This is a genomic window from Synechococcus sp. R55.3 (assembly GCF_047461975.1).
Taxonomy (GTDB): Bacteria; Cyanobacteriota; Cyanobacteriia; order Thermostichales; family Thermostichaceae; genus Thermostichus.
In genome coordinates, this window is sequence record NZ_JANSIG010000037.1 from 1 (window position 1) to 26709 (window position 26709).

28 protein-coding genes and 1 other RNA gene are annotated in these 26709 nt (G+C 58.2%); 13 read left to right on the top strand and 16 right to left on the bottom strand.

The genetic code is table 11. The features are described 5' to 3' along the window. Positions 1-277: 277 nt before the first annotated feature. The 3 genes from NW849_RS07430 to NW849_RS07440 form a co-directional block, all read right to left on the bottom strand. Positions 278-865 carry a hypothetical protein gene (locus NW849_RS07430; RefSeq protein ID WP_414356956.1) on the bottom strand — a complete coding sequence of 196 codons (588 nt, stop codon included), beginning with the start codon at positions 863-865 and terminating at the stop codon, positions 278-280. Positions 866-958: 93 nt separating this feature from the next. Beyond that, positions 959-1573, bottom strand: coding sequence for a Uma2 family endonuclease (locus NW849_RS07435; RefSeq protein WP_414350202.1), 615 nt, complete (start codon positions 1571-1573; stop codon positions 959-961). A gap of 120 nt (positions 1574-1693) precedes the next feature. Next, positions 1694-2977 (bottom strand): serpin family protein, encoded by a 1284-nt coding sequence (locus tag NW849_RS07440; RefSeq protein WP_414356958.1) that lies wholly within the window; start codon positions 2975-2977, stop codon positions 1694-1696. A gap of 84 nt (positions 2978-3061) precedes the next feature. Between NW849_RS07440 and NW849_RS07445 the strand changes: the two genes are divergently transcribed. From NW849_RS07445 to NW849_RS07485, 9 genes are all read left to right on the top strand, one after another. Beyond that, complete coding sequence (locus NW849_RS07445) at positions 3062-3238, top strand: hypothetical protein (RefSeq protein WP_414356961.1); 177 nt, start codon at positions 3062-3064, stop codon at positions 3236-3238. Between the two features lie 72 nt (positions 3239-3310). Then, entirely contained in the window at positions 3311-3835 is a 525-nt protein-coding gene (locus NW849_RS07450; protein WP_414352063.1) for a DUF192 domain-containing protein, read from the top strand. 145 nt (positions 3836-3980) lie between these two features. Beyond that, entirely contained in the window at positions 3981-5270 is a 1290-nt protein-coding gene (locus NW849_RS07455) for a bifunctional sterol desaturase/short chain dehydrogenase (RefSeq protein WP_414356963.1), read from the top strand. A gap of 183 nt (positions 5271-5453) precedes the next feature. Then, positions 5454-6224: a DUF4397 domain-containing protein gene (locus NW849_RS07460; protein WP_414351985.1), complete on the top strand. Its 771-nt coding sequence runs from the start codon at positions 5454-5456 to the stop codon at positions 6222-6224. Positions 6225-6407: 183 nt separating this feature from the next. Beyond that, on the top strand, positions 6408-7250 hold the full coding sequence (locus NW849_RS07465; protein ID WP_414356965.1) for an FAD-dependent thymidylate synthase: 843 nt from the start codon (positions 6408-6410) through the stop codon (positions 7248-7250). Between the two features lie 101 nt (positions 7251-7351). Then, positions 7352-8065, top strand: a complete 714-nt coding sequence (locus NW849_RS07470; protein WP_414356988.1) for a class I SAM-dependent methyltransferase — start codon at positions 7352-7354, stop codon at positions 8063-8065. 353 nt (positions 8066-8418) lie between these two features. Further along, positions 8419-9978 carry a sugar transferase gene (locus NW849_RS07475; protein WP_414356968.1) on the top strand — a complete coding sequence of 520 codons (1560 nt, stop codon included), beginning with the start codon at positions 8419-8421 and terminating at the stop codon, positions 9976-9978. Between the two features lie 10 nt (positions 9979-9988). Next, complete coding sequence (gene purC, locus NW849_RS07480) at positions 9989-10735, top strand: phosphoribosylaminoimidazolesuccinocarboxamide synthase (RefSeq protein WP_414344193.1); 747 nt, start codon at positions 9989-9991, stop codon at positions 10733-10735. Between the two features lie 17 nt (positions 10736-10752). Continuing rightward, positions 10753-12270: a DUF2157 domain-containing protein gene (locus tag NW849_RS07485; protein WP_414356971.1), complete on the top strand. Its 1518-nt coding sequence runs from the start codon at positions 10753-10755 to the stop codon at positions 12268-12270. Between the two features lie 9 nt (positions 12271-12279). On the opposite strand, the gene hemC is transcribed toward NW849_RS07485, so the two are convergent. Continuing rightward, positions 12280-13266, bottom strand: coding sequence for a hydroxymethylbilane synthase (gene hemC / locus NW849_RS07490; RefSeq protein WP_414356974.1), 987 nt, complete (start codon positions 13264-13266; stop codon positions 12280-12282). 278 nt (positions 13267-13544) lie between these two features. Between hemC and NW849_RS07495 the strand changes: the two genes are divergently transcribed. The 4 genes from NW849_RS07495 to serS all read left to right on the top strand — a co-directional run bounded on the left by NW849_RS07495 (position 13545) and on the right by serS (position 18072). Then, positions 13545-14006, top strand: coding sequence for a YlqD family protein (locus tag NW849_RS07495; protein ID WP_011433386.1), 462 nt, complete (start codon positions 13545-13547; stop codon positions 14004-14006). Between the two features lie 187 nt (positions 14007-14193). Continuing rightward, complete coding sequence (locus NW849_RS07500; RefSeq protein ID WP_414356976.1) at positions 14194-15675, top strand: glycosyltransferase; 1482 nt, start codon at positions 14194-14196, stop codon at positions 15673-15675. A 63-nt stretch (positions 15676-15738) separates the two neighbouring features. Next, entirely contained in the window at positions 15739-16731 is a 993-nt protein-coding gene (gene ilvC, locus NW849_RS07505; RefSeq protein ID WP_414356979.1) for a ketol-acid reductoisomerase, read from the top strand. Positions 16732-16764: 33 nt separating this feature from the next. Continuing rightward, the gene (gene serS, locus NW849_RS07510) at positions 16765-18072 is read left to right on the top strand and encodes a serine--tRNA ligase (RefSeq protein ID WP_414356981.1); all 1308 of its coding nucleotides are present in this window, start codon (positions 16765-16767) and stop codon (positions 18070-18072) included. Between the two features lie 333 nt (positions 18073-18405). Here serS and NW849_RS07515 read toward each other — a convergent pair whose 3' ends face one another. The 12 genes from NW849_RS07515 to NW849_RS07570 form a co-directional block, all read right to left on the bottom strand. After that, complete coding sequence (locus NW849_RS07515) at positions 18406-18810, bottom strand: hypothetical protein (RefSeq protein ID WP_414329207.1); 405 nt, start codon at positions 18808-18810, stop codon at positions 18406-18408. Between the two features lie 62 nt (positions 18811-18872). Further along, positions 18873-18970, bottom strand: an RNA gene (gene ffs / locus NW849_RS07520) — signal recognition particle sRNA small type. 72 nt (positions 18971-19042) lie between these two features. Further along, positions 19043-19765, bottom strand: coding sequence for a carbon dioxide-concentrating mechanism protein CcmK (locus NW849_RS07525; protein WP_414329208.1), 723 nt, complete (start codon positions 19763-19765; stop codon positions 19043-19045). Positions 19766-19791: 26 nt separating this feature from the next. Next, the gene (locus NW849_RS07530) at positions 19792-20457 is read right to left on the bottom strand and encodes a hypothetical protein (RefSeq protein ID WP_414356983.1); all 666 of its coding nucleotides are present in this window, start codon (positions 20455-20457) and stop codon (positions 19792-19794) included. 66 nt (positions 20458-20523) lie between these two features. Further along, positions 20524-22485, bottom strand: a complete 1962-nt coding sequence (locus NW849_RS07535; RefSeq protein ID WP_414356984.1) for a ribulose bisphosphate carboxylase small subunit — start codon at positions 22483-22485, stop codon at positions 20524-20526. 71 nt (positions 22486-22556) lie between these two features. Beyond that, a complete protein-coding gene (locus tag NW849_RS07540) occupies positions 22557-22856 on the bottom strand; it encodes a EutN/CcmL family microcompartment protein (protein WP_011433394.1) in 300 nt (99 codons plus the stop codon). After that, positions 22856-23197 carry a carbon dioxide-concentrating mechanism protein CcmK gene (locus NW849_RS07545; protein ID WP_011433395.1) on the bottom strand — a complete coding sequence of 114 codons (342 nt, stop codon included), beginning with the start codon at positions 23195-23197 and terminating at the stop codon, positions 22856-22858. Before NW849_RS07545 ends, NW849_RS07540 begins: the two co-directional genes overlap by 1 nt. A 71-nt stretch (positions 23198-23268) precedes the next feature. Continuing rightward, positions 23269-23577: a carbon dioxide-concentrating mechanism protein CcmK gene (locus NW849_RS07550; RefSeq protein WP_011430450.1), complete on the bottom strand. Its 309-nt coding sequence runs from the start codon at positions 23575-23577 to the stop codon at positions 23269-23271. Positions 23578-24087: 510 nt separating this feature from the next. Beyond that, positions 24088-24813, bottom strand: a complete 726-nt coding sequence (locus tag NW849_RS07555; RefSeq protein WP_414356986.1) for an energy-coupling factor ABC transporter ATP-binding protein — start codon at positions 24811-24813, stop codon at positions 24088-24090. 7 nt (positions 24814-24820) lie between these two features. Then, positions 24821-25648, bottom strand: a complete 828-nt coding sequence (locus NW849_RS07560) for a cell division protein FtsQ/DivIB (protein ID WP_414356987.1) — start codon at positions 25646-25648, stop codon at positions 24821-24823. Between the two features lie 57 nt (positions 25649-25705). Then, complete coding sequence (locus NW849_RS07565) at positions 25706-25924, bottom strand: NAD(P)H-quinone oxidoreductase subunit O (protein ID WP_414343789.1); 219 nt, start codon at positions 25922-25924, stop codon at positions 25706-25708. Positions 25925-26054: 130 nt separating this feature from the next. After that, complete coding sequence (locus NW849_RS07570; RefSeq protein ID WP_414343788.1) at positions 26055-26459, bottom strand: hypothetical protein; 405 nt, start codon at positions 26457-26459, stop codon at positions 26055-26057. Positions 26460-26709: the final 250 nt, after the last annotated feature.

Here is a 26709-nt window from a genome sequence, read left to right on the forward strand (position 1 = left end):
TGGCCAGGAACTTCTTGAGTTTTCTCTATCTCGTCAGTGCTCTCTTTTGGCTCAAATGAAAGATCAACACAACCTAGATCCCAGGAGGCGCTCATGAAGGTTGTCGATTAAGTTAAGTTTAGAAAGTGTCAAGGAGTACGCTGCTTTTCGGTAGCATTTCTAACCCAGGATCAAGCACTGTGACAACAATTCCCCATCTCCCCGAAAACTCCCCGAAAAGGAGAGCAAAGTTTGAGTCTACTGGAACGGTGGGGCAGTATCCTCGAAAAGGGGGCTTTCAGGGTGAAGAGTTGTTTCTTAGGTTTCCTGAGTGTTCGGATAGATAGTTCTGAATCCAGCGCACCAGCCGCTGAGAGAGCACGAAAGCTTCTGGTTCGTCCCCTTTGATGCCGACTTGGCTGCTAAAGCAGGCGATGACCTCCTCGTTCAGCTCCGGTTTAGAAGGATCTCCGCGAAACTGCAACCGCACCTGACTTTGTACCTGGAAACTCTCTTGAGCTTGGTTATCCAAAACTTCCTGACCCACTCGATGCAGCCGTACTCCTTGCAACTGAGCCAAGGGATAGGAAAACACCTGCTGCCGCCAAAAGCCCCAAGGGCCACCCAGCCGGGTCAAGGTCACCCGTTGGCTTTGGCAATCTAGATTCAGGATCTGCCCCAACCCCCAAGGGATCCCAATCCACAAGCCCATCCCCACAGCCACCAACCCCCACAGCGGCGAACGGGCCCACAGTTGGGATCCCAAAATTAGCAGCACCAAGCCCCCTGCCGCCCGCCAAGCCAGTTGCTGAGAGGTAAACCGCTGTAGGGCAATGCGCAGCCGTTTGGGATTGCGCTCCAGAACCTGCGGATAAACCAATGCCATGAAATGGGATCCCACTGCTTAGGCTAGCTTAACAGGGGTTGCTTTTCCCTAGGCGCTGAAGGCATCTTATCCGGGCATTGCGTTGGTGAAAAACTACAACTCCGGCTCGGCAAAAAACTCTGATAAATCCAGCGCAAATCCAGGGATCACCTCTCCACCTTCCAGGATGTCGCCGGGTTTCTTCAATGCTTCAGGCTCAGGCCGGCGATAGACCAGAACGTATTTCTCTTCAGGATGAATGATCCAGACCAGCCGGGATCCATTCTCAAAATACTCAACGAGCCTATCATGGATCTCTCCAACGGTGTTGGCATCGGAGAGAACTTCTACAGCCAAGTCTGGGGATCCCTCAATATAACCCCTTGGGATCCCGCCCAGAGATTGCAGCCGTTCTTTGGAAAAGAAAGAACAATCTGGAGAACGGCGATTGCCGGATTTCATTTTGAAGGAAGTATCGGAATCGAAGGTAAATCCAATCCTTTGACTGCGAACGTAGGAGCCCAGAATGATGTGAATCAAACTTACGTAGTACCCATGCTTTGCACCTGCCGAGCCCACGGTAACCAGTTCTCCGTTCACAACCTCATAGCGATTGCCATCCTCCGGTAAAGCCATAAACTCTTCGTCAGTCCAAATTTTTCGAGAAGCTGCCGGAGAACTATCAGCAGGTGCCTCGGCCAATTTTTCTCTTTCCAAAACCTCGACCATCATGACCTCCGCAATGAAAAACGGCTAAACCAACCAAGGGAGCCGGTCTGGGGTCAACACATCCTGAAGAGCGATCTGCACGCCCGGCAAGAAGTCAGCAAGCTGCCCTGAGGGATCCCCTTATTTAGGATCCACCAGGGATCCCATGAACAGCACGGTTTGGGCCGCTGGGTTGCCGCCGGATCCGGAGGCCACAATGGCAAACCAGAAGGGCCGATCTGCCACAAATTGAAAGGGCTCTTGCCGGTCGACAGCAGTCCGGGAGACGATCACCCCAGTAGCGGCTGCCGCCTCGGATCCCTCTTCGTTCACTTCAATTGCTGCTTTGTGCAGGACTCTGCTGATCCGCGCTGGCTCTGGGGTCATCTGGCTGAAATCGGCTCGGTTGGAAAAGGCAACTCCCAGGCCCAACTGCTGCAGAACGGAAGTGAGATCCGTTTCATAAGCCAATTCAAATCTCGGGATCCGCACCGAACCTGCACGGGGGCGCAGGGATCCCGTCCATTCTTGCCAAGTTTCCGGGCTCAGCTCTGCCCGCAGCGATTCCAGCTTCACTCCCTTCTTGGGCAGCAGGATCAGCATTTCCAGTTCTCCTTCCCCGTAGGGCAGGCTCACCACCTGCAACTGCTCGGTTTCCAGGTAGTCGTAACGACCTGATTGAACCATCATGGGTACTCGGACGCGGCGGCCATCCAACCGAGTAAAGGGCTGAGTTTGGGTGCGCTCCGGATCGAAGGGCTGAGTCCACTCGCCTTTGAAGTAGATGGCATTGAGCAAAACCATCAAATCCTCGCGGCTGAGGCGATCCACAATGCGGTTGATCTTGCCCTGGGTGCGCTCGGCCACCCAGCCGTTGATCTGGTTCACCGTTTGCCGGGATCCCAAATTCACCCGATTCACCACCGCTTGGTAGTAGGTGGCCAAAGCCTGCAAAAACTGGGGCTGTAAGGTGAGGGTTTGATCCACCCAGAGGCCGTTGGCCATTTGCACCTGGACTGGCCCTCCTGCCGGGGATCCCTCCGCCAGCCAGCCCACCATTTGGGCATTGCTCCAGTTCAACTCATTGAGGGAAAGGTCCTGTGCCTCCAGTACCTCGGCCATTGCCGTTTGGGTCTCCCCAGAGGCGCCGTTGTAGAGCATGCTCAGGGCCAGGCGGATGCTCAAGGGGGAGAAAAAGAGGTTCTCTTGGGGCTGCTGACGGAGCAGGTGATCAAACAGTTTCAGCGCAAAGCGGCTTTGGGCTTGTTGGGCCATGGTCTTTTCCTCATACCCTTCCCCATAGGTCACCGTTGGCTCAAAGGGAATCCGCACCGGGGTTTCCTGTGAACGGGATCCCATCCCGTGAGTGGGCCAGAGGCCCAGGCTCAGTAAACCCAGCAGAGCCAGAAGCGGGATCCAGCTCACCGAGGATCTATTGAATCTATTGAAATTGAAATTGAAAGGGTCTTTCATACGGCTCTCCTGGCAGGGTGGGGAACGATAAAGTCTATGGCTATGCTATCGGGTCGGTTGCGGGCTGCTCTTGCCCAGGGACGCCATTTCCGCTGCGCTCAAGGTGGAAAGACGCAGGCAGCTTCCGGCAAGCAAGAATTGGCAAGGCTCTCCCAGGGGGGAACTTTCTGCATCCGGTTGGCCAAGTCGCGGCAGCAGCGCCTGGCGCGATAGGATGAAGCCTGCACAGGAGAGTGCCACATGGTTCTGTTCACGATACACGTTCCAAAAGGGTGCAGAGTCGCCTTGGGCCTGGCTCTACTGCTCCTGGGATCCGGCTTGGGATGTACTGCTGCCACGGAGAGATCTCCCGCCTCACAAACTCAGGTAACCGAAGCCATCTCTCCATCCCCCCCAGCCATAGGGCAGCCCCAGCAACTGCCGGTTGAAGCCGAAGTCACCCTTGCCGGCCAACGCTTTGAGCTAGAGGTGGCCCGCACCCCTGAGCAACAGCGCTTGGGCCTGATGTTTCGCACCGATTTGCCGCCGGATCGGGGCATGTGGTTTCCCTTTGATCCGCCCCAGCCAGCTTCTTTTTGGATGTTCAACACCCTGATCAACCTGGACATCATTTTCCTTCACCAAGGCAAGGTGGTGTACATTGCCGCCGATGTGCCCGGCTGCCCCGCCCAACCCTGCCCCACCTATGGGCCGCCTCCTTCCCAGTTGGTGGACGGTGTGCTGGAGTTCCGTGGCGGGACGGCTGCTGCTTTGGGTTTGGCCGTTGGAGATCCGGTCGAGATCCGAGAGCTTCAGCCCGCAGCCCCTTGATCTCTCCCTCCCTTGGGGACAAGGAAGACGGGCTCGAAGATGATCTTTTGAAGAATTTTTGCGATGATTTTTGAGAGTCGCCAACTGAGTCCATAAAAGAGGCGACCGCGAGCTCAGGATTGGTTTGGCTACTGCGAGCGAGCCTATGGATAGCGCGAGTCATTGGATAGGGGTGGGGGCCGTCGCCCTAGCCTCCATCCTTTGGGCTGAGATCGTGCGGGATGTGCGCCATTGGCTGGCCCACCGGTGGCCCTGGCTGATGCCCAAACACATCCTGCACCACCGCCTGTTCCGCCCCGACCTTAGCGTGGTGGATGCACAGCTGTACCGAGAATCCCAGTGGCACCACGACGTTCCCGAAGCGGCGACGATGATCCTGGCCGGGATCCCTTGGGTGGTGGTGTTGGGCTGGGGATCCCTGCCGTACGGCCTGGCGGCAGCGGTGGGGGTGGTCTACTCGGCCAGTTTCTGGGTGGCTGGTATGCTGCGGGGTTGGGGGCTGGCCCTGCAGACGGATATCACGCACCAGCCGGGGCCTTTCCCCGTTCCTCCCAGCCAATGGCATGTCAACCGCGCCTACCACTGGCGGCACCACTTCGACGATACCAACGCCTATTTTTGCGGCACCCTGACTCTCGTAGATCGGCTCATGGGCACCAGTCTCTCCTTGAAAGGCAAGCGAGTAGCCGTCACCGGCGCCTCCGGCACCCTGGGCCGGGCCTTGCTCAAGCATTTTCACCAGCAGGGGGCCAAAGTCATCGCCCTCAGCTCCCATTCGGATTCGGTTCACATCGAAGTGGACGGCCAGATCCAGCCGGTGGAGACCGTTCGCTGGCAGGTGGGGCAAGAGGGATCCCTGGCTGAGCTGCTGGAGCGGGTGGATATCTTGGTGCTCAACCACGGCCTGAACGTCCACAGGCAACGGGATCCCGAGTCTGTCCGCCAGTCCTATGCCGTCAACACTTTCTCCAGTTGGCGCCTAATGGAGCTGTTCTTCCAGACGGTGCGCGGCAACCCTGAGATGGCCACCAAAGAGGTGTGGGTGAACACCTCAGAGGCTGAGGCTAGCCCTGCTTTCAGTCCCCTCTACGAGCTCTCCAAGCGGGCCCTAGGCGATCTGGTTACTCTGCGCCGCCTCGATGCTCCCTGCACAGTGCGCAAGCTCATCCTCGGCCCCTTCAAGAGCCAGCTCAATCCCATTGGGGTTATGTCGGGAGATTGGGTGGCCGCTCAGATCTTGGCCCAGGCCAAACGAGACTGCCGCAACATCATCGTCACCATCAACCCCCTGACCTACTTGCTTTTCCCGCTCAAAGAGCTGGCTGTGAGCACTTATTTCCGCTTGTTTAGCCGTCGGTCTCCCCAGACAGGGATCCCTGCCCCCAACCCAGATCCTGCAGGTGAGGCGAAGTCCGGTGATTTGCCTTTGGTTTAGTTAAAAGGAACTAGATCCCAACCCGTTCCATAGCTCTATGGCATTGGGCGCAAAAGTGGAGTAAGACAAGAGCAGGTTCCTTGGCGTGCCAATGGGAACTTTTGGGGAGCGAGAGTGCCCTCCTTGGGTTTGCAGAAATACAGCAGCTCGATCCCCGGTGAGCGTTGGGTGTGAGGAGTAGGAGTGAGCGTGAACATGGTGCGACAGTGGGTGAGCGCAGTACTCTGCGTGGTGGGTGGATCGTTGATGTCGGGGCTTTTGTCCGGCTGTGCCATCCCGATGCCTTCGGCATCTGCGGGAGTTTCTGAAGTCCAAGTGCGCTTGGTGCATGTGGCCCCCAATGCCCCTCGGATCGACTTGGAAGTGGGAGGGGTGAGAGCTGCTCGGGGCATAGCCTATGGCTCGGTGAGCGAGTACGTGCGCATACCGGCGGGCGAGTACGACATTGTTTTGTTTTCAACGCCTGAGAACCCTGGCCAGCCTGCGAGTTCTTTGGTTGCGGCCAGAACCGTAGCCAATCTCAGGGGCGGGGGAGTATTCTCGGTGGTTGCTGCCAACGAGCCGAATCGCATGACGGCCCTGGTGCTGGAAGACAACATCCATCCGCCCTTTGATCAGGCCCTGGTGCGGTTTGTCCATGCTGCCCCTGATGCGCCGGCCCTGCAATGGCAAGGGGAGCAAGGGCGGGTACTGCTGCCCCAGTTGGCGTTTGGACAAGTATCCACCTTTCAAGCTATGCGCCCCGGCTTTACCCAAATTCAAGTGGCCATAGCCCCTTCAGCCTCCGCGCCAGGTGTGCAGTCGGCTCCCAGCCGGAGCATTCCCCTGCAGCGGTTTGACCTCCAGTTGGAGGCGGGGAAAGTCTATACCCTCTATGTAGCGGGATTGTTGCGCAGCAATCCGGCCCTAAGCCTGGTGCTGGCAGAGGAAACTCGAGCTCGCAGGCTCCTATAGCCAAGGTGTTTCGGTCTCTCTTCTCCTTACACTGAGTTAAGGAATACCTCAGGGTGGGGGCAGATAGGGAATATGCTCTGTGGTGGAGCAGGCCAATGCCGTTGGCGTTCTCCGCTGCCAATATGATCTTACAAGGATCCCAGAATCCTAACATGCGGTGCGAAGCACTAGGGGATGCAGCCTGTGGATGCTTTGTTTCAAGTTGTGGTGCTGAATCAAACCCCAGATCCAGAACGGGTCATCTACCAGGCAATGCACCAGGATTACAGCCCTGATTTTGTCACCTCAGAAAGCCGGATCCCGGAAAAGTATGGAGAGGCCGTGGTGCGGCATTTGCTGGAGGGCAACCGTGGCCACTATGGGCCTCTGGAGCATCCTCAGATCACGTTTGGGGTAGGCTATTTTCCCCATGCTGTCATGCAACAGGCCCGTACTCATCGGGTGGGAATTTCTTTTGATGTTCAATCCTTCCGATATACAGGCCAGCAAATTGCCGATTTGGGCAAAAAGCTCTTGTTCGCGTCAGCGGTGCGGAGCACAACCGAGACTGCTGCTCCTGTTGGCGAGACCGGCTACGGTTGCGTCAGCGATGCGGAGCACAGTGGCGGGACGGAGTCCTCGTTGTCTTTGCAAGAGCTGGAAACTTTGTTTTACATTCCTGCCAGCGTCAAAGAGGGCAAGGCCAAAACCCGCCAAGGCTTTAGGCCCATCTCCCCCGAAGCTTTGGATATCATTCTTGCGCAATATCGCAGCCAGGCCATTGCTTATTATCGCCTGGTAGAAGAGTGCGGATTGCCCTATGAAGATGCCCGTAACATCATTGGCTACGGGATCCGACAACACTTCGTGGTCTCTTTCAATTGCCGTAGTCTAATGCATTTTTTGGATTTACGAGCCAAAGAAGATGCTCAACGAGAAATTCAACATCTGTGTGAACTGATTTGGCCCCACTTTGAAGCGTGGTGTCCCCACGTGGCGGCCTGGTATCGTAAGCATCGCTGGGGAAAGGCTCGATTATCCCCCTAAACTTAGTTTAGATAGATATGCTCTGCTAACCCCTTCTGCGGCTAATCCTGTTTTTGATCTTTTGTTGGGTTACGGGTATGGATCCCGAAGCTTATGAGCAAATGGCAGGCTTGGAAGACCGGCATTGGTGGTTTTTGGGTCGCCGTCACATTCTGAGTCGGGTTATTGGATCCCTGTCGCTTCCCCCCTCTGCTTATATTTTGGAAGCTGGCTGTGGTAGCGGCGGCAACCTGGAGATGTTGTCCAGATTTGGCAAAGTTTGGGCTATGGAAAAGAGTGAAATTGCACTGCCGCTGGCCCAAGCTCGCGGTATTGGGATCGTGGCAGAGGGGGAGTTGCCAAACCGGATCCCCTTTGGTTCTCAACGATTTGATTTGATTGCTTTGCTGGATGTGCTGGAGCATCTGGAGAATGACAAAGAAGCTCTCCTAGCCCTCAGTCAAAGGTTAGCCCTATCTGGCTACTTGGTCATAACCGTTCCAGCTTATCCGTGGTTGTGGAGTTTGCATGATGAGCTTAATCATCACAAGAGACGATATACCCGCGGGCAACTTTTGTCGTTGCTTAAAAGCTCAGGTCTAGAAGTTTATACCCTCGTTTTCTTCAACAGTTTTCTTTTCCCAATCATTTCAGGGATCCGCATAATGCAGAAAGTGCTTCGCCTGAGGGAAAGCCAAGATCTGAAAATGCCGCCGCTTTGGCTCAATCGACTGCTGACGGGTATTTTTGCTGCAGAAGCCTATCTGATACCTAAGTTTTCTCTGCCCTTTGGTGTATCTCTGCTGGCAGTAGCCGGCCCGGCAACGAAATCGTAGTATCCTGTCATCATTGCTGTCCTCAGACTGCACTTTGATCATTGCTTAAACTCTCATGTTTCGACATCCAATGTCTGCAATTCTGGTAGTTTCTACAACAGCCTTTTCCGACGGTACTTAACCCACTCAACAGGGATTTTTATCTCTTGCATGATGAGGATCCCAATTACTTAAAGAACTTATTTTGTGTCAGCAGCATGAAGTCCTTTGAAGCTGGGAAGGGCCGTCAATAGAATTATCTGGTGAGGGCTACCCATTCAAGTTTTGGTCAACACTGATCTTGTCCAATAGCCTCAGATGCACAATCTTTTCTGTAAGATTGTCAACAGTCTTGATGCCGAAGGAGATAACCCTTGGCCGAACGCGGCTATAAAACTCGTCTGGATCTGCATCGTTTGTGGGTGCCCTTGGCCTGTTTTGGCGATGGCCTTTGTATTTGGTTGGCCTTTGGGGCGGGCTACTGGCTGCGCAGCTTGCGTCCTCATCAGCTCTTGCCTTGGGATGTCTACGCGGCCTTGGGATTGTTGACCGCCCTCAGTTATTGGGGCATTCAGGCGGGATTAGGCGGATACGGTGAGTCGAAGCGCTTGTCTCGCTTTGAAGAATGGGCCAGTTTGCTGGTGGGGTTGGGATTGACGTTTGGTTTGGTGCTGGCAGGGGCCTTTTTCGTTCGCTCGGTCTCTTTGTCGCGGCTGGTGGTGGGCTACGCCGGCTTGTTGGCTCTGCTGAGTTTGACTTTGGTACGGGTGGGGTTGCGGCTGGGCATGGGCTGGTTGTGCTCTAGGGGCTACGGTCGGCGGCAGGTCATCTGGGTGGGATCCTGGTCGGTGTTGGCGGAAGTGTTGGAGCGATTGCAGCGATCCCCGCAGTTGGGCTTCCAGGTAGTCGCCTGGGCAGGCGTAGAGCAAGGCTCTTTTGAGGAAGATCCCCCATCTCAAAATGGGGATCCCTGTCAAGATTCATATCCAGTACTAAACACCGCCCGCCCTACCTCTGGCGGGGTTGAGTCTGCCGACAGGACTCTGTCCGGCTCATCCCGAGGAACCCTCTCCTGCTTGTGCAGTCAGCTTGAGCCTTCCTGGTCGGCTCTTGAGCGTCTGGATCTGGTCCATTTGATTGCCTATCTGCAAGCCCACCCAGAAGTGCAGGAGGTGTGGTTTGGGCAACCGGAGCTGGCAACTGCTCCTCTGTTGCTCAGTTTGCAAACATTGTCGGTGCAGGTGCGCTTGGTGCCGGATATCTTAAGTTTTTTAACGGTGAACTTCAGCCTGCAGTCTCTCGACGGGATCCCTCTGCTAACTCTGCGTCAGCCCCCTTTGCGCTACGCCCACAACCGGTTCCTCAAGCGAGCTGTAGACATCCTAGGAGCTTCCCTGGGCCTGATCTTGCTTAGCCCTCTGTTTTTGATTATTGCCCTGCTGGTAGCCTGCACTAGCCCTGGCCCCATCTTGTACTGGCAGGAGCGGGTGAGCTTGGATGGCCGCCGCTTTTGGATTGCCAAGTTTCGCACCATGCGAGTGGATGCTGAGGCAGCCGGCCAGCCGGGCTGGACGCGCCCCGGGGATCCGCGCCGAACCAAGATAGGAGCCTTTTTGCGCCGCGCCAACCTGGACGAGCTGCCCCAACTGTGGAACGTGTTGAAGGGAGAAATGAGCTTGGTGGGGCCTCGCCCAGAGCAGCCCTATTTTGTGGAGCAATTTAGCCAGGAGATCCCCAAGTATCCTGATCGGCATTTGGTGAAAAGCGGCCTGACTGGCTGGGCCCAGATCCACGGCCTACGGGGGGATACCAGCATTGCCCGCCGCACCCAGTATGATCTCTATTACGTGCAAAACTGGTCGCTGTGGCTGGATCTGCGCATCTTGGCCATCACCTTCTGGCAAGGGATCCGCGGACGGCTGGCCGGATACTAGGGGTTAGCGTATGCCATTCTCCCCCCAAGAGCTGCTCTACGAGGGCAAGGCCAAGCGCATCTACCGCACTGCCGATCCCAGGGTTTATCTTTGCCAATACAAAGACGACGCCACGGCCTTCAACGCCCAAAAGCGGGGATCCATCGCCGGCAAGGGAGAGGTGAATTGCACCGTCTCCAGCCATGTGTTTGCCTACCTGGCGCAGCAAGGGATCCCCAACCATTTCTTGGCCCAAACCGGCCCCACCGAGATGCAGGTGCGAGCCTTGCACATCCTGCCTTTGGAAGTGGTGGTGCGCAACCGCACAGCGGGTAGCCTCTGCCGACGGCTGGGCCTGGAGCAGGGCCTTCCCATCGAGCCGCCGCTGGTGGAGTTCTATTACAAAAACGATGCCTTGGGGGATCCCTTGGTGACCCCAGATCACATCCGCCTATTGCAGTTGGCCACGCCGGAGCAGGTGGAGCGCTTGGGATCCCTGGCTTTGGCCATCAACAACCATCTGCAGGCTTTCTGGCGAAGCTGCCGCCTAGAGTTGGTGGACTTTAAGCTGGAGTTTGGCCTGGACGAGAAGGGAGAGATCCTGCTAGCCGACGAGATTAGCCCCGATACCTGCCGTCTTTGGGATCGGGGGGGATCTGAGCCGCGGGTGCTGGATAAAGATCTCTTTCGCTTTGATCTGGGGGATCCGGTGGCTGGCTATCAAGAGGTGTTGCAGCGGGTGCTTCAGGCAGTGGGATCCCAATTCCTTCTCTCCTAGAGGGAGAGGAGCCAGGGGTGAGGGACTATAATCGCCTCAGCGATCCCACTCCTTTAACGCCCGAGCCTCCTTTCGCTTGTCGGGATCCCGCCATGACCTCTCCCCGCCCCCCCTACCCCGGCGAGCGTTTCCGCCGCCAACTGGCCGACCTGCTGAACACCTGGGTGGAGCAGGGGTTGATCGAACCTGCCCAACGGGATCGCCTGCGGGAGTATTACCAACTGGAGAGTTTGCAACGCTCAGCCGGCGGGCGATTTGCCCTGGTGCTGCTGCTGTTTGGCGCAGTTCTGGTGGGCCTAGGGGTGATCTCCTTTGTGGCGGCCAACTGGGCTGCCATTCCCCGCTGGGCAAGAGCCTGGGGGTGCTTGGCCCTCATGGTAGGGCTGCAGGTGGCTGGCTTCCAGGTTTGGCAGCAGGGATCCCAGCGTCTGGGTAGCGCCCTGCTGATAGCCGGTGAACTGACCCTGGGAGCCTGTATTGGCCTGATGGCCCAGTGGGTTCAGCTTGGGGGATCTGCGGCAGGCTTGTTTTGGGCCTGGGGGATGGGCAGTTTGGCCATGGCCTACAGCTTGCGTCACAGCCCCAGTGGTGTACTGGCCTGCCTTCTGCTGGGCTTGGGGATGGTAGCCGACTTCGTGGATTGGGGGACTGTCAACTTCCTCTATCCTTGGTTGACCCTGGGCCTGCTGGTTCCTCTGGCCTATTGGTGTTGCTCTCGCTGGGTTTTTGCCCTGGCCGTGGTGAACTTTGGCCTGGCGTTGCAAGGGTTAGCCGAGCGTTTGGGCAGCTCTTTCCAAGGTTTAACCCTTTTGCATCTGCTTGGTGTTGCAGTTGTGTGGGGGTTGGGTCTGTGGCACCAACGCCATAAGCCTTGGCTAAGCCGGGTTTTAACTGAAGGAAGGGATCCAGAGCTTCCCGGCGAGCTGGAGCAAGGCTTGGATTTGGCCCCGACAGCCCAGAACTTGGCTCTGCTGGGGCTGGGTGTCCTGCTCTATGTCTGGAGCTTTGTCGGGACGTGGGTCGATCTTTCCGAGGATCCCCTCTGGAACGTTGGGGATCCCTGGGCGAGCTTGTCGGCAGTGGGGTTGCTGCTGCTGACGGGCTGGGGCTGGTGGCAGGGTTGGCAGGAGAAGAGATCCCAGCCCGTTTCGTCTTGGCTGAAGGATGCTGCTGTTCTGATTTCTCTGGTTGCCTTGGCGCTTTTGCTGGGGATCGGCAGCGCTGTGCCTTTGAACGTGACGGCAGGAGCAGCCTTGGTCCTCTTTGCCCCCTGGATAGTGACCTTGCTGTTGCTGGGGCTGTCAGCAGTGCTCTGCTGGGAAGGGCTACAGCAAGGGCGGCGGGGGCGCTTCTGGCAGGGACTGTTGGGGCTAACCCTGGTGGTGCTGACCCGCTTTTTCGAGTACCCAACCGGCCTGTTGGTCAAGTCGGTGGTGTTGGTGGCCTGTGGGATCGGGGTGATCTGGATTGGGCTGAAGTTTGAGCGGCGGCTGAGCAGATCCCTTCCCTCGGCGCAGCAGACTTCGAGGAGCTAGGGAGGTAGCCTAACGGCGGGCCTGGGCAAAAATGGCCTGCAAGATCTCGTCGGCCCCCTGCCGTTTTAGCTTTTCCGCCAGGGCTACCCCCACCGCTTCTGGGTCGTTCACGGATCCCGTTTGACTATCGCGGATGAGCCGCCGGCCATCCAGGTCGGCCACCATACCGGTTAGGTGCAGCGCCTCCCCTTGGACTTGGCTGTGAACGCCAATGGGCACTTGACACCCTCCTTCCAAAGCCCGCAGGAAAGCTCGCTCTGCCAAGCAGCGGGCTGTGGCCTCCGCATCGGCCAAGGGTCGGATAAGCTCCAGAATCCGCTCATCTCCCTGCCGACACTCGATTCCCAGGGATCCCTGCCCAACCGCGTACAGAGACACGCTGGGATCCAACACCTCGTGGATCCGGTCGGCTTTGCCCAGACGCTTCAAGCCGGCCACCGCCAAAATCAGGCCATCGTACTCTCCCCGCTCCAGCTTAGCCAAGCGGGTGTTGAGGTTGCCCCGCACATCCTTAAAGTGCAAGTGGGGAAAGGCATGGCGCAGTTGGGCCAGCCGCCGCAGCGATGAAGTGCCGATCACCGTCCCCTCTGGCAGGGTGGCCAGTCGGTAATCCCGGAACTTTTCCCCCACCACCAAAGCATCCAGGGGATCCTCCCGCCGCGTGATCGCCCCCAACACCAAGCCCTCCGGCAGGCGGGTGGGTAAGTCTTTAAGGCTGTGTACCGCCAAGTCGCTGCTGCCGTTGAGCAGGCTAACCTCCAATTCCTTGGTAAAGAGACCTTTGTCTCCAATTTTGGCCAGGGCTACATCCAGGATGATGTCTCCCTGGGTGGAGAGAGTGTTGAGCTCCAGAGGTAATCCCGGATGGTGTTCTTGCAACTGACCCATCACCCACTGGGTCTGGACCAAAGCCAACTCGCTTTTTCGAGAGGCAATCCGCACCGGCTTGGTGATCCCAGCAGAGGGCTTGGAAGGGGTCGAGGCCCGTTCGCTCATGGCTGCCGCAAAAAAGAACACTGTCTCTCACGCTAGCCGAATCTGTGCCAGGGCAAGGCGGCGGCCTTTAAGATCCTTAACCAAAATTGCAGTTTCCCGAAATCAAGACTTTACCGCAGGGATCCCAGCCGGTAGGATAAGTAGATGGATTCTCCGGCTCAGCGGGGGAGGATCCGGTCTGTCAAGCTCCTCTTCCCCAACCCCAGAGCTTTTGAGGGGAGCTTTCTACAATGGGCACAAGCCCCTGGTTTGGTTGGTCGTCTGCCTGGATGAGTCTTATGGAAGAAAACAACGTCAGCAACGGCACTCAATTACTGCTCAAACGCAACATTCCCGTTAAGGTGGTGGTCACACCCCTTTGGAAAAAGGAAATGCAGGAGCAATTAGAGCGGCAGATCGAAGCCACCGATGCTCAGATGCAACAGCTGGAGTTTCAGGGCAAGCGGGCTATTGCCGAACTGGAGAAACAGAGCCCCAACCCCAACAGCCCCCAAGTGCTCCAACAGGTGGAAGCGGTGAAAAGCCGCGTGAACGAGCAGAAAATCCGCCTCTTGGATCAGAAAAACCAATTGTTGCAGCAGATCAACCAACTGAGCACCCTGGAGCTTAACCAAGAAGTGCTGCAGGGCAATGTGGAGAGCTTCTTCCGAGTCCAAAAAGGAGACAACCTGATCCAGAAAATGCAGGTCGAGATCCTTCTGGAAGATGGGGTGATCAAAGAGATTCGCGGTAACCCATAGGCTACTCACCCCCTTGCCGGAGAAGCGGCAGTCGGGATCCCCAATTTTTCTCGCCTGTAGGTTCTCGAGAACTCCGTTTCGCCAACACAATGGGTGACAATAGGTAACAACCTCTTAACAGCCTTTGGGTTAACGCTCGCACAGGCTGGCGAGGTTGGGTAACATTGCCGCCCGGGGGAGGATTCCCATGTCTGAGTTCGTCTGGTCAGAGCCAGAGCCTCTCGAGGATCTTCATCTTCCCGATTGGTTGCTCACCTCAGCCCAGCGCCGCCGTCTCAAGGCTCTGCTGGTTCTGGCCATGGTGTGGGGGTTGGTCAGCCTGATGCATGTGGTGCCGACGGCCCGTTGGATCACCGTTGGTTTGGCCACGTTCATGGTGATCCACATTAGCCGCTTATTTCGCCTGCAACCGGCGACCTCCCTGCCCCCTCTGAGACTTCCTCCTGCCGCTGCGACCCGCCGGGATCCCAGGTCAACAGATAACAGCGATGACCCTAACAACAATGACTCTGTCCTGCCAATGCAACGGGATGGGCAGAGCGGGCTTTCTGAGTTGGGCGGGCTGGCCTTGCCCCGTGTGGCTGTGTTGATCCCGGCCAAGAACGAGAGCGCAGTACTCCCGCGTCTGTTGCACAGCTTGACCCAGCTCCGTTACCCCACCAGCCATCTGGAGCTGTGGGCCATCGACGACAACAGCAGCGATGCCACCCCTGACGTTCTGCGGGAAGCCCAAAAGTGGATCCCCCATCTGCGGGTTTACCGGCGGCAGCCGGGGCGGGGCGGGGGTAAGTCCGGCGCCCTCAACGAGGTACTGCCCCTCACCCAAGGGGAGATCATCCTGGTCTGCGATGCCGATGCTGTGGTGCCTTCGGATTTTCTTGCCCGCACTCTGCCCTTGTTTGTTCAAGTGGGAAGCCTGCGCAGCCGTTTCAGCAGACGGACGGTAGGCGCTGTCCAGGTGCGCAAGGCCCTGAGCAACCCCAACGTCAACTTCTGGACTCTGGGGCAGGTGGCGGAAATGGCCTCTGATGCTTACTTCCAGCAGCAGCGCGTGGCTGTGAGGGGCATTGGCGAGCTACGCGGCAATGGCCAACTGGTGCGGCGAGATGTTTTGGAAAAGTGCGGCGGCTGGAACGAGGCCACCCTCACCGACGACTTGGATCTCACCTTTAAGCTGCACCTGGCGGGCGTAGATATCGCCTTTCTGCCAGAGCCGGCCATCGTCGAAGAAGGGGTCACCTCTTGGAAAAGCCTCTGGCACCAGCGCTGCCGCTGGGCGGAAGGGGGCTACCAGCGCTATCTCGACTACTGGCCAGGGATCCTCAGTCGCCGCATGGGGATGGCCAAAACAGTAGATCTCTGGGCCTTCTTTATTTCTCAGTACTTGCTGCCGATGGCCTTGGTTCCCGATACCCTCTGGGTGCTGTTGACGGGCCACTCCTCGGTGCTGCTCCCCTTGAACGCTCTGGTGATGGGCTGCCTGACGGTGGCTTTTTACCGGGGGCTACGCCAGGTGGAGGGCTTGCGCGGACGGCGACTTTGGTGGCACACCGCCCTGGGCTTGGTCTACATGCTCCACTGGCTGCCGGTTATGATCGCCACAACCGCTCGCATGTGTGTACAGCCCAAGCGCCTAAGGTGGGTGAAAACTGTTCATCACGGCGCTTGAGGTCAGCAAGTTGGATCCAATCCTGCTATCCTAGTCAAGCACCTGCTCACGCCCTGCTCGACCATGGCCCGCCTCTACTACGACACCGACGCCAACCTGGAGCCTTTGGCCGATAAAACCGTTGCCATCATCGGCTATGGCAGCCAAGGCCACGCCCACGCCCTCAATTTGCGCGATAGCGGTGTCCAGGTCATCGTTGGCCTTTACCCTGGCAGCCCTTCCTGGCCCAAAGCCGAGCAAGACGGCTTAATGGTCAAAACGGTGGCGGATGCTGCCGCCGCCGCCGATTGGGTAATGGTTTTGCTGCCCGATGAAGTGCAAAAGGCCGTTTTCCAGGGCGAAATCCGTCCCCACCTGCAGCCGGGGAACGTGCTCCTCTTTGCCCACGGCTTCAACATTCACTTCGGGCAGATCCAGCCGCCGGCAGACGTGGATGTCATCATGGTTGCCCCCAAAGGCCCTGGGCACTTGGTGCGGCGCACCTACCAAGCGGGGGAAGGGGTGCCCTGCCTGTTTGCCGTCTATCAAGATGCCTCGGGAATGGCACGGGAGCGGGCCATGGCCTATGCCAAAGCCATCGGTGGCACGCGGGCCGGCATTTTGGAAACCACCTTCCGGGAAGAGACCGAAACCGACCTCTTTGGCGAGCAGGTGGTGCTCTGCGGTGGGCTGACGGCTCTGATCAAAGCGGGGTTTGAAACCTTGGTGGAAGCGGGCTACCAGCCGGAACTGGCCTACTTCGAGTGCCTGCACGAGGTGAAGCTGATCGTGGATCTCATTGTCGAGGGGGGCTTGGAGAAAATGCGCCACAGCATCTCCAACACGGCAGAATACGGCGACTACACCCGTGGCCCCCGCATCATCACGGAGCAAACCCGCGCTGAAATGAAACGGATCCTCGCCGAGATCCAAAGCGGCCAATTTGCCCGTGAGTTTGTCTTGGAAAATCAGGCCGGCAAGCCGGGGTTCACAGCGATGCGGCGGCGCGAGGCCGAACACCCCATCGAACAGGTGGGCAAGGAGCTGCGGGCCATGTTTAGCTGGCTAAAGAAATAGTCGGGTATCTGGAGCTAAGTGTAGGCCGTCTCTGTGCTGGATCTGAAGCTGCTGCGGGATCGCCCTGAACAAGTACGCCAAGCCCTGCAAAATCGCCGGGCCACAGTCGATCTGGACGGGATCCTGCAGTTGGATCGGGAGCGGCGGCAGTTGGAGACCCGCAAGGGATCCCTGCAGGCTGAAAGCAACAGTCTCGGCAAAAAAGTCGGCGAGATCCTCCGCCAGGGGGCGGATCCCCAGGGCCCCGAAGTGGCTGCCCTACGGCAGCGGGGGGTGGATCTCAAGGCCGAGATCGCCCAACTGGAGCAGCGGGAACGAGAGCTGGAAGAGGAGATTCGCGCTCGGCTGCTCACCCTGCCCAATTTGCCCCTGCCCAGCGTGCCAGTTGGCCGAGATGAGGCCGACAATGTAGAGGTGCGCCGCTGGGGTGAGGAGCTAAAGCCGGCCCATCCTGTCCTTCCCCATGACGAGATTGCCGAAAAACTGGGGTTGCTGGAGATTGGCCGTGCGGTCAAAGTGGCCCAAAGCCGCTTTGTGGCTATGGTAGGGGCGGGCGCGGCCCTGGAACGGGCTTTGATTGCCATGATGCTGGAGCGCCACATTGCAGCCGGCTACACCGAGGTGATCCCACCCTTTTTGGTCAACAGCGCCGCTTTGCAGGGGACGGGGCAGTTGCCCAAGTTTGCCGAAGACAGCTTTCGCTGTGCTGACGACGACCTGTGGCTGATCCCGACGGCGGAAGTTCCCCTTACCAATCTGTACCGGGATGAGGTAATCCCTGCGGAGTCCCTCCCTCTCTACTTCTGTGCTTACACCCCTTGTTTTCGCCGTGAGGCGGGCAGCTATGGCCGCGACACCAAGGGGCTGATCCGGTTGCACCAGTTTCAAAAAGTGGAGCTGGTCAAGGTCACTCGCCCAGATCAATCGGAAGCCGAACACGAGAAGCTGGTGCAGGATGCCGAGGCCATCTTACAGATGCTGGAGCTGCCCTACCGGGTGGTGGAGCTGTGTAGCGGCGATTTGGGCTTTGCGGCAGCCCGCTGCTTTGACTTGGAGGTGTGGTTCCCCTCCCAAAATCAATACCGCGAGATCTCCAGTTGCTCCAACTGCTGGGACTTTCAGGCCCGCCGTGCTAACCTGCGCTACAAAGAAGCCGGCCAGAAAGGCACCCAGTTTGTCCACACCCTGAACGGATCTGGCTTGGCGGTGGGGCGCTCTCTGGCTGCCCTGCTGGAAAATCACCAACAGCCGGATGGCTCGATTCGCATTCCCAAGGCGCTGCGTCCCTTTCTCAGCTCCCGCTTTCTCTCGGAAGACGGGATCCTCATTCCTGCTGCCTGAGCTCAAACTCAACAAGATTGGATTGAGATGCTCCTGCCCAGATAGGCGGGTGTTCCCATCTTTTCTCCGACGACGGAGAATTGCAAGCTGTCTCACGGCAGTTTTTTGAAACCTCTGAAATGAACAACCTTGACCTGCCCCCGGCTCTAAAGGGCGAGGATCCCTAACACTTCACAGAGACGATCCACGTGACGGTAGCCTCAATCTTTAGGGTCATTTCAAGTTAGGTTGAGACACTTCCCAAGTGCTCTGCGGTACCGCTTCCGCTATGCAAAAGGGGAGAGGAGCTAGGAAGCAATGCATTCCTACCTTCCTGCCGGGCTGTCCTTCCGCTCAAGATTTGCCCTTGAGGCGATCCAACTCAGCTTGCAATTCGGCGATCTTCTGGCGCAAACGGGCCGCTTCTGAAAGTTCGATGGCCGTGCCTGCCTCGCCCTCGGCATTGCTAATGTCGTCGATGGTGATCTTGCGGGGACCGGCAGTTTGTCTGTCTTCTCCCTTGCGGTTGGCGTTGGCGGCGATGGCATCCATGTAAGCCCGCGCCTCTTCAGCGGTCATCGCCCCCCGCTCCACCAGCTCGTCCACCAAAGCTTGCGCCTGCTTGCGCAACTCCATCAGACGGATACCCGCTTTGCTGGCCACCTTGGCAGCATTATCCGCCGCCACAGCCGCCAAACCCATGCCGAAGTAAAAGGCTTTTTGAGCCCAGTTGGCGAGGGGATTGTCTGTTTCGGACATAGTGTAATGCGCTGCTAGGGCAAGGAGGAGAGAACCCAGCAGAGAGAAGTAGGGCTGCAAAGGGCGACCCGGGTTGACGCGCCTGCTCAGAGCATCCCGTGGTGCTGCTATCTTCCGATCCTGACACGGTTTGGGCGTCGGAGCTGCACGGACCCAGGTCTTCCAGTAGCCTAGCATTTTTCCCCTCTGCCCTGCTCGGCTTTCTTGGGCAACAGATGGGTTTCTCAGGGGGCTAGGGAGTTTCAGGCGGCTCCAGATAAACAGGGATCCGCTCTACGGCTGTATCGCTGCGCTGCACCTCCTGTTCCTGAACTTGAGGAAGGGTTACCGGCAGGGTAACCGGTTGAGCAACAAAACAACTGGCCACGGGCAGCGCTTGCTCCAGTTCGTCCAGAGGGCGGGGGATCACTGCCACCGCGTGCAATTCCCCAATGCGCTCTGCTTCGTACATGCCGGCATCGATGGCAATGGCCACGTTGGCCACTGTACCGCGGATAATGGCCGTACATAGGCCATCCCCAATGGTCTCGTAGGCCGCCAGTTGGACATCCGCGGTTTTGAGCATGACATCGGCAGCTCCCACCATTGCCGGGAAGCCGCGAGTTTCCAGCAGGCCCACGGCCAAGTTACTGAGGCGGCTGTAGCCGCGGTTTTGTGCCAGTTGAGACAGCTTGCTGCTGATCGGCAGTACCACTTCCAAGTTGGGCAGGGGGCGCGGGATCACCAAACTGGAGATCTCCTCTTGGTCAAACTGGCGGGCCAGCTCAATGCCCTCCTCAATGGCAATGCGCACATCGGCAATTCCCCCCCGCACAATGGCTGTGCAGTAGCCCCCCGAGGTTTTCTCAAAGCCGATCAGTGTCACGCCTGCCGACTTGGTCATAGCGTCGGCAATGCGCACGATGACCGGAAAGCTGCGCGTCTGAATCAGGCCCAGGGAGGTTGACATCGGCATCCTAACTACTCACGCCAGTTTAGCCATTAGAGCCGGCTATCCCCAGAGGAGAGCACCTGTCGATGGGGATAAATCTTGCTCAAGAGGCGATCCAATTCCCAATGGCCAGGGATCCCATTGAGCTTATGGGTTTTGGTCTCTGGGGAGTCGGATTTTTCTTGGTGCCAACGGCGGGTTTGCTTTTCAACATTGGCCACCGGAGAACTGGGTGGGGGAGACGGCTCAGGCGACATCTCTGGAGCCATTTCCACTGCCGCCGGCGAGGGTTCTGCCGGGGTGAGCTTGCTGCCGCCCGCCTCCTGGAGATCGAAACCATAGGTGGGATCCCCGATCAGCGAGCCGGGGGGAATAACCGCTTGGCTGAGCACCGAACAATTCAGCACCGTGGTTTCCGAGCCGATGCAGGCATTTTTGCCGATGGTGCCCTGCCCGATCACCAGCACCCCCATTCCCAAGGTTGCGCCCGCCTCCACGATGAGGGATCCCCCACAGGCGTGCAGAACGGATCCCATGCCGATACACGCGCCGCGCTCGATGTAGATCCGACAGCCGGGGTTAGCCCGCAGCAGCACCCCTGCCCCAATCCCCACCCCAGCTTCCACCTGCACCTCACCACTGACAAAATAGCGAGTTTCGCCGTTTTGGCCGAGCAAGGTGCGGAGCGTCATGGAGTTGGGCAAAGTAGAGGCCAACAGGGTGCTCCTCATCGCTGGGGGGTTGGACTTGAACCAACAGAGGTCAAAAAAAGCTGGGATCCCTCAAGGGGTTTGGATGATCTGCTCCAGCACTCGCCGTTTGGCCTTGGGATCGATCCCCAGCAGGCGAACGTATTCTCCCTGGTGTTCCGCCAGGCAGGCTTCTAGAGCCGCCACCACTTGGGGCACTTGGGTGGCCTCGATGGGGCTACAGCTTTGCCAAGAAGAGGTGCGAAAACGGCGCTTGTCCGCATGTTCGGTGCCGATGCGGTAGCCTTGGCTGAGCAACTGCTGCACCTGAGCCACCACCTCGGCATTGAGGCGGGTGCCAGAAGGGGATCCCTTGGGGGCAGAAGCAGGAGCCGCGGCAGCAGCAGCAGATTTTCCGCTAGGGGTTTGGATTATGCGCTCATAGACCCGCCGTTTGCCTTTGGGATCGATCCCCAGCAGGCGCACATATTCTCCCTGGTGCTCCGCCAGGGCAGCCGTCAGCTTAGCCAACACCTCTGGCCCGCGGGTGGCGCGAATGGCCGGCCCACTCTGCCAGGAAGAGGTTTTGAAGCGGCGCTCGTCGGCATATTCGTAGCCGATGCGATAGCCCTGAGCCAGCAGCCGATGCACCTCCTCCTGCACCTCCAGATCCAGGCCGGCACTGCCCCCTGCCGCAGGAGCCGTATCTGCCACCACGCCGGTTCCTGCAGGACTGCTGCTCACCTGGCCTTGCGGGGTTTGAATGACCTTCTCCAGCACCCGCCGTCTGCCTTTGGGATCGATCCCCAACAGGCGCACATATTCTCCCTGGTGCTCTGCTAGGGCAGCCTGAACAGCGGCCAGGATCTCCTGCGGCTGACCGCTCAAATTGCTCAAGGTCTGCCAAGAAGAGGTGCGGTAGCGGCGGGCATCAGCCACCTCCAGGCCAACGCGATACCCCTGCGCCAACAAAGTCCGGATCTCCTCCTCCAGCCCTGAGCCAGAGCGAGAGCCGACCGCCCCAGAACTCGGGGCAGCGGCTGCCGAGACGCGGCTGGGCATCCCAGAAACCAGCGCCGGCCCATCGGGGGTTTGGATGATTTGCTCCAGCACCCGCCGTTTAGCCTTGGGATCGATCCCCAGTAGGCGCACATATTCTCCCTGGTGCTCCGCCAGGATGGCCCCCAGCGATCGCACCACCTCCGCCTCGTGGGTGCTGGCGATTGGGCTTTCGCTTTGCCAGGAAGAGGTTTTGAAGCGGCGAGCATCGGCATACTCTAGCCCCACGCGATAGCCTTGGGCCAACAGGGCACGAATTTGCTCCACCACCTCCGGCTTGAGAGGGGATCCGCCGCCGTTCCGGCCATTGCCGCGATGGGAAGAATGAGTCATGGGTGCCGTCTCCGTAGCCGTTGAGTTAGAGGTGCGCTGCAGTTCGTTGCGGATGGGAGCGATACAGACGAGGTTTTCGCTGCACTGGTAGCCCTCTCGCAGGGCTTGGTTGATGCCGATCACGTGTTGGGCAAACTTGGCATCGCTATCCTGGACGTCGGGCAGCCGGTCGGCCTCGGCCTGGGTGGTGATGATGGATCCAGAAGGCACGTACTTGCCTGGGGGGATCTCCACATCCTGGATCAGGCAATGCAACATGATGATGCAGCCATCCCCAACCCGAGCGTTGAACACCGTCGAGCGGAAGCCAATAAAGCAGTCGTTGCCCACGTAGGCCGGCCCGTGGATTAGAGCCATGTGGGCGATGGAAGTATTTCTGCCGATCCAAACGGAGTAGGGTTGGCCGTCTTCTCCTATCACCCGCCCCTGTTCCAGGCCGTGGATGACCACCCCATCCTGAATGTTGGATCTGGCGCCAATGTGGAAGGGGGATCCCTCGTCAGCGCGAATGGAAGTTCCCGGGGCGATCAGCACCTCCGCTTCCACCCGCACATCCCCAATGAGGTTGGAGAAAGAATGCACGTAGGCCGTGGGATCGATCTTGGGCTCCGCCAGTCGGCGAGACCAGGGCGTTGGCGGTGCAGCATAGGTGTGAGCAGGCATAACCGTGAGCCTCTAGAACGCAGTAGGGCGGACAAGGGCAGCAAGAGAGATGAGAAGGGAAGGGATCCCAGCTAGCGTTGATCGCGCTTGTTGTAGAGAGAGCGACCGCCAACGCTGACCGTATCGATAATCGCCATCACCACTGCATCCAGCGGGCGAGTCTGGTTTCCTTGCGGCTGGCGAGCGGCACTGCCTTGGCTAACCAGCACCCACTCGTCAATGCCGGCCCCCACCGGATCGGCAGCCACAGCGTAATCGGGTTGCGGCTGGCCCTCGAGATCGACGTACTGCACCAACAAAAACTTCACGCCCGTCAAGCTGGGATCCTTTTGAGTGCTGGTGACGGTGCCCCGCACAATGGCAATACGCATCAGGGACGGGTGAAGGGACGGATGGCATTTACCCCTTCGCGGAACTGAGCCACATCCTCGGTGTAGCGAATGGGCAACACGTACTCCAGGTTTTCGTGGGGACGGGCGATAATGTGCCAAGACAACAACTGGCCGCCGTTCACCCGCTTCACCGAGTCAATGCCGGCAGCCACCGAGGCTTGCACCTCCGAGACATCCCCCCGCACGATCACGGTGACCCGACCGCTGCTGATTTTCTCGTAACCCACCAGGGTAACGCGGGCTGCCTTGACCATGGCGTCGGCAGCTTCTACCACTGCCGGGAAGCCCAGGGTTTCGATCATTCCAACTGCAATAGCCATAGGTACTCCTTACGCTGAAAGTGAAAGTGGGGTGCGAACTTTCTGGGGTGCGAACTTTACTGAAGTGGGGACTAGGTGCGGAACTGCTCTACCGCCTCGGTATAGCGGATGGGCAACACAAACTCCAGGTTCTCGTGGGGACGGGCAATGATGTGGTGGGAGAGAATCTCACCCCCGCTCACCCGCTTGGCAGACTCCAAACCGGCAGCCACCGAGGCTTGCACCTCCGAGACATCCCCCCGCACGATCACGGTGACCCGACCGCTGCCGATTTTCTCGTAACCCACCAGGGTAACGCGGGCCGCCTTGACCATGGCGTCGGCAGCTTCTACCACTGCCGGGAACCCGCGGGTCTCGATCATTCCAACTGCAATAGGCATATCAACTCTCCACTTTTGAACACACTCAGTTCCTGAACGTTGTCGAACCCAGCAACAAGGCAAATTGATCTCGCTTATTGGGTTCGCTCATGCAATCTCCTTTCGATTTCATCAGAGAGATCCTCTGCCCAAATCTCGATTGACAGCTTTTCCCGGCGACACCTACCCCAGCCACCAGAGACCCCCCTCTGAGGGGAGAAGGCTCTGAGCCACAGACCTCCGACTGAAGTCAGAACAGGTTGTAGGAGCCATCAGGGTTAACCGCAACTGTCACTCAGGCGGGCAAAGCTGCCAACTCTGAGCTAAGTCCACATCTTTCTTGTACACAATCGATCATACAAAATCGATTAGGACGACTCAGAGAAGGGATCCCCGACTTAACAAAATGATATCCCTATTTAATCCTGGACGAAAATCAATATTTTTAATTAGCACGATAGCTTTTTATTAAGAGAGGCAAAAATGTTGTCAGCTTAAAAATAATTCTTGATATCTTTTCAACTTTTGTCGTTATCGGCGCAGTGAGGGGGGCACTTCCAGGCCGTGGGCTTCCATGAGGTCGGCTTGGCCCATCAGGTGGGCCGGGGATCCCTGGGCCCAGATCCGCCCTTGATCCAACAGGATGACCTGATCGCACACCTCCAGGATCAGCTCCAGATCGTGGGAAGCCAGCAGAAAAGTGTGGGCGGCCTGTTGCAAAAAAACTATCAACCGGCGCCGGGCTCGCAAATCGAGGTTGGCTGTCGGCTCATCGTAGAGCACCAACTGGGGCTGCATCGCCAGGATCCCGGCAATGGCAACCATGCGCTTTTCCCCACCAGAGAGGTGATGGGGGGGACGATCGGCCAAATGGAGGGTGCCGGTCATCTGCAGGGCGGCCTGAACGGCAGCCGCAATCTCCGCCTCAGGACGGGCCAAATTGCGCAGTCCGAAGGCCACATCTTCGGCCACCGATGGGGCAAACAGTTGGTCGTTGGGATCCTGAAACACCAACCCCACCTCAGGGAGAAACTGGCCGGGCCGCAGCGGCTGGCCAAACAAACTCACCTGGCCAGAGCAGGGGGGCAACAGGCCGCAGAGGGTGAGGAACAGGGTAGTTTTACCCGCGCCATTGGGGCCGATCACCCCCAGATGTTGCCCAACCTCGACCCGTAGATCCAGCCCTTGCAGCACCGGCGGATGACCGGGATAAGCTGTCCACAATTGGTTCACCTCCACCGCCGGCACCGGGTTCATAGCAAAGCTAGGGCATCCGCACGTCTTTCCAGCGCTCCTGGGTGGCCGTGGGGGTAAGTTGCAAGGTGGGCACACTGGGGCTGGTCAGGTCAATCTGGACGATGTCGTCGGGCGTACACTCGCAGTAGCGGCGCAGATCCCGCATTTGGTTGAGGGTCTGAATTTGCAAGGGCAAGCGGTCGGAAATCGGCCCCAGGTAGACGTTGCCCAGCTCAGTATGCAGGGTAATTCCCGCTCCAGATTGCCAATCCACTGCCCTAATCTGGATTTCGGATTGCTGCAAAGCCTTGAGCAACAGCGCCCATTGGTCTGGGGTGTGGTTCTCCCAGCCCAGCAGCTCCAGCTCAGGCCAAGACGCGGGGGAACGGTAGGGATCCGGAGACAGCCAGTTGCCCTGGACATCCACCCAGCCCATCTGGTCGCCCCATCGCGCCCGCGCAACAGGTTGCCGTTCTCGCACCTGGACGATTACCCCCACCGGCAGCAGCCGTCGCTGCACCTGGACGCTTTCGATGGGAGAGGGGCGGGTCGGGGATCCCAGCAAAGCCCTTTCCAAAACAGCCGGTTGCACCTGCCAAATGTTGAGGGGATACTGCAGGGGCAATTGTGCCCGTATCCAGGCGGGATCGACCCAGTGGGCACCCTTTACCTGAATCTGTTCTGGCTGACGAATTTGCCAGTGGGGCTGCCGTAGGCCCAGCACCAGCAGCGTCAGGAGGGCTATCGAACTGGTCAAGCGCCAGGATCCCTGCCAGAATCGGCTGCGCCGTTGCCGACGCAAAAGCCGCCTGCGCTGCAAAAGTTGTTCACGGGTGGGAGCAGCCAGAAGCGCCATGGATCCCCCTTCACCCCATCACGGGGTATGCAGATGGGGAACATTCCGTGCTTCTACTCAACCCGCCATCTCCTGAACCTGATCCGCCCGCAGCCAAACCGTAGGGGTGGGAACAGCCCCAAACTTAATCTGCAGGTAGTCACCTTTGATATCCACGACTTCTCCGGGGGTCTCGAAAACGTAGTTGGGAATAAAAGAATCGCTTGCCTGCGCTTCTAAGCTACCCTCCAGTTTCTCGCGGATAGCCCGCACCAAGGTGCCTCGCTTAATCGCCATTGCTCCTCCTCAAGTTCAGTCGCGGATTAGTCGGCTCGATAGCAGTTGTATCACGCCTGCCGCTGCCGTGAAGAAGAAAGCTGGGATCCAGCCTCTGGTTGGCTCTGACAGGGATCAACCTGAATTTGGCTTATTTGCGTTTTAGGCTGCGGGCCATATTGCGGAAGGTATCCATGTCCGATCCCCCCTGACGGCGTGGGCTTGCTCCGCTGCTGCTTGAAGCGGAGGATCCCTGCTCAGCAGCAGTTTCAGGAGTTTTGGCTTGCTCTGTGGACAACTTAACTTTGCTGAGGGAAGAGACCTGCTCCACCACCTCCACCTTCTCCTTGCTGCCGAAATCCTGGAAGGTGTGCTTCACGATCCTGGGGGTGCGCATATACTCGATGTTGCCAAGGGTTTTGGCTTCATCTGGGTCGAGAAAAAAAGTATTGTCGTTTTTCGCTTTCTTTGGGGTTGGCTTAGCAACAGTTTCCGGTGAGGACGTGGCCGCAGCTTTGCCGCGCGAGCCGAAAAAGCGCTTGAAGATGCCTACCATGGTCGTTTTGCCTGCAATGGGAAGGAAGTTGAGCCGGATCCCTAGGCACTGATATTGGCCACCCGCCCTTGGCAAGGTGAGGGCCAGGCCCGGTCATGAAATAATGTTAAGCCAACTTAGAGCACCCTGCCCTCCGGGGCAGAAGGGTTTCTGGATCCCGCACCTCAGAGGGAGAGAGCATGCCTCTAACCCCCAAAACCCTGAACTTTGCTGAATTTACTGAGCTTTAGGCGGTTTGGCAAAAGTCATT

What these genes read in the sequence shown, in the direction of transcription:
- NW849_RS07545 (WP_011433395.1), bottom strand. Translation starts at nt 23,197, where the DNA reads ATGGCTATTGCAGTTGGAATGATCGAAACCCTGGGCTTCCCGGCAGTG.
- NW849_RS07445 (WP_414356961.1), top strand. Translation starts at nt 3,062, where the DNA reads ATGGCTATGCTATCGGGTCGGTTGCGGGCTGCTCTTGCCCAGGGACGC.
- NW849_RS07565 (WP_414343789.1), bottom strand. Translation starts at nt 25,924, where the DNA reads ATGGCGATTAAGCGAGGCACCTTGGTGCGGGCTATCCGCGAGAAACTG.
- NW849_RS07435 (WP_414350202.1), bottom strand. Translation starts at nt 1,573, where the DNA reads ATGGTCGAGGTTTTGGAAAGAGAAAAATTGGCCGAGGCACCTGCTGAT.
- ilvC (WP_414356979.1), top strand. Translation starts at nt 15,739, where the DNA reads ATGGCCCGCCTCTACTACGACACCGACGCCAACCTGGAGCCTTTGGCC.
- hemC (WP_414356974.1), bottom strand. Translation starts at nt 13,266, where the DNA reads ATGAGCGAACGGGCCTCGACCCCTTCCAAGCCCTCTGCTGGGATCACC.
- NW849_RS07560 (WP_414356987.1), bottom strand. Translation starts at nt 25,648, where the DNA reads ATGGCGCTTCTGGCTGCTCCCACCCGTGAACAACTTTTGCAGCGCAGG.
- NW849_RS07555 (WP_414356986.1), bottom strand. Translation starts at nt 24,813, where the DNA reads ATGAACCCGGTGCCGGCGGTGGAGGTGAACCAATTGTGGACAGCTTAT.
- NW849_RS07540 (WP_011433394.1), bottom strand. Translation starts at nt 22,856, where the DNA reads ATGCGTATTGCCATTGTGCGGGGCACCGTCACCAGCACTCAAAAGGAT.
- NW849_RS07495 (WP_011433386.1), top strand. Translation starts at nt 13,545, where the DNA reads ATGGAAGAAAACAACGTCAGCAACGGCACTCAATTACTGCTCAAACGC.
- NW849_RS07570 (WP_414343788.1), bottom strand. Translation starts at nt 26,459, where the DNA reads ATGGTAGGCATCTTCAAGCGCTTTTTCGGCTCGCGCGGCAAAGCTGCG.
- purC (WP_414344193.1), top strand. Translation starts at nt 9,989, where the DNA reads ATGCCATTCTCCCCCCAAGAGCTGCTCTACGAGGGCAAGGCCAAGCGC.
- NW849_RS07550 (WP_011430450.1), bottom strand. Translation starts at nt 23,577, where the DNA reads ATGCCTATTGCAGTTGGAATGATCGAGACCCGCGGGTTCCCGGCAGTG.
- NW849_RS07525 (WP_414329208.1), bottom strand. Translation starts at nt 19,765, where the DNA reads ATGCCGATGTCAACCTCCCTGGGCCTGATTCAGACGCGCAGCTTTCCG.
- NW849_RS07535 (WP_414356984.1), bottom strand. Translation starts at nt 22,485, where the DNA reads ATGCCTGCTCACACCTATGCTGCACCGCCAACGCCCTGGTCTCGCCGA.
- NW849_RS07515 (WP_414329207.1), bottom strand. Translation starts at nt 18,810, where the DNA reads ATGTCCGAAACAGACAATCCCCTCGCCAACTGGGCTCAAAAAGCCTTT.
- NW849_RS07500 (WP_414356976.1), top strand. Translation starts at nt 14,194, where the DNA reads ATGTCTGAGTTCGTCTGGTCAGAGCCAGAGCCTCTCGAGGATCTTCAT.
- NW849_RS07470 (WP_414356988.1), top strand. Translation starts at nt 7,352, where the DNA reads ATGGCAGGCTTGGAAGACCGGCATTGGTGGTTTTTGGGTCGCCGTCAC.
- NW849_RS07455 (WP_414356963.1), top strand. Translation starts at nt 3,981, where the DNA reads ATGGATAGCGCGAGTCATTGGATAGGGGTGGGGGCCGTCGCCCTAGCC.
- NW849_RS07430 (WP_414356956.1), bottom strand. Translation starts at nt 865, where the DNA reads ATGGCATTGGTTTATCCGCAGGTTCTGGAGCGCAATCCCAAACGGCTG.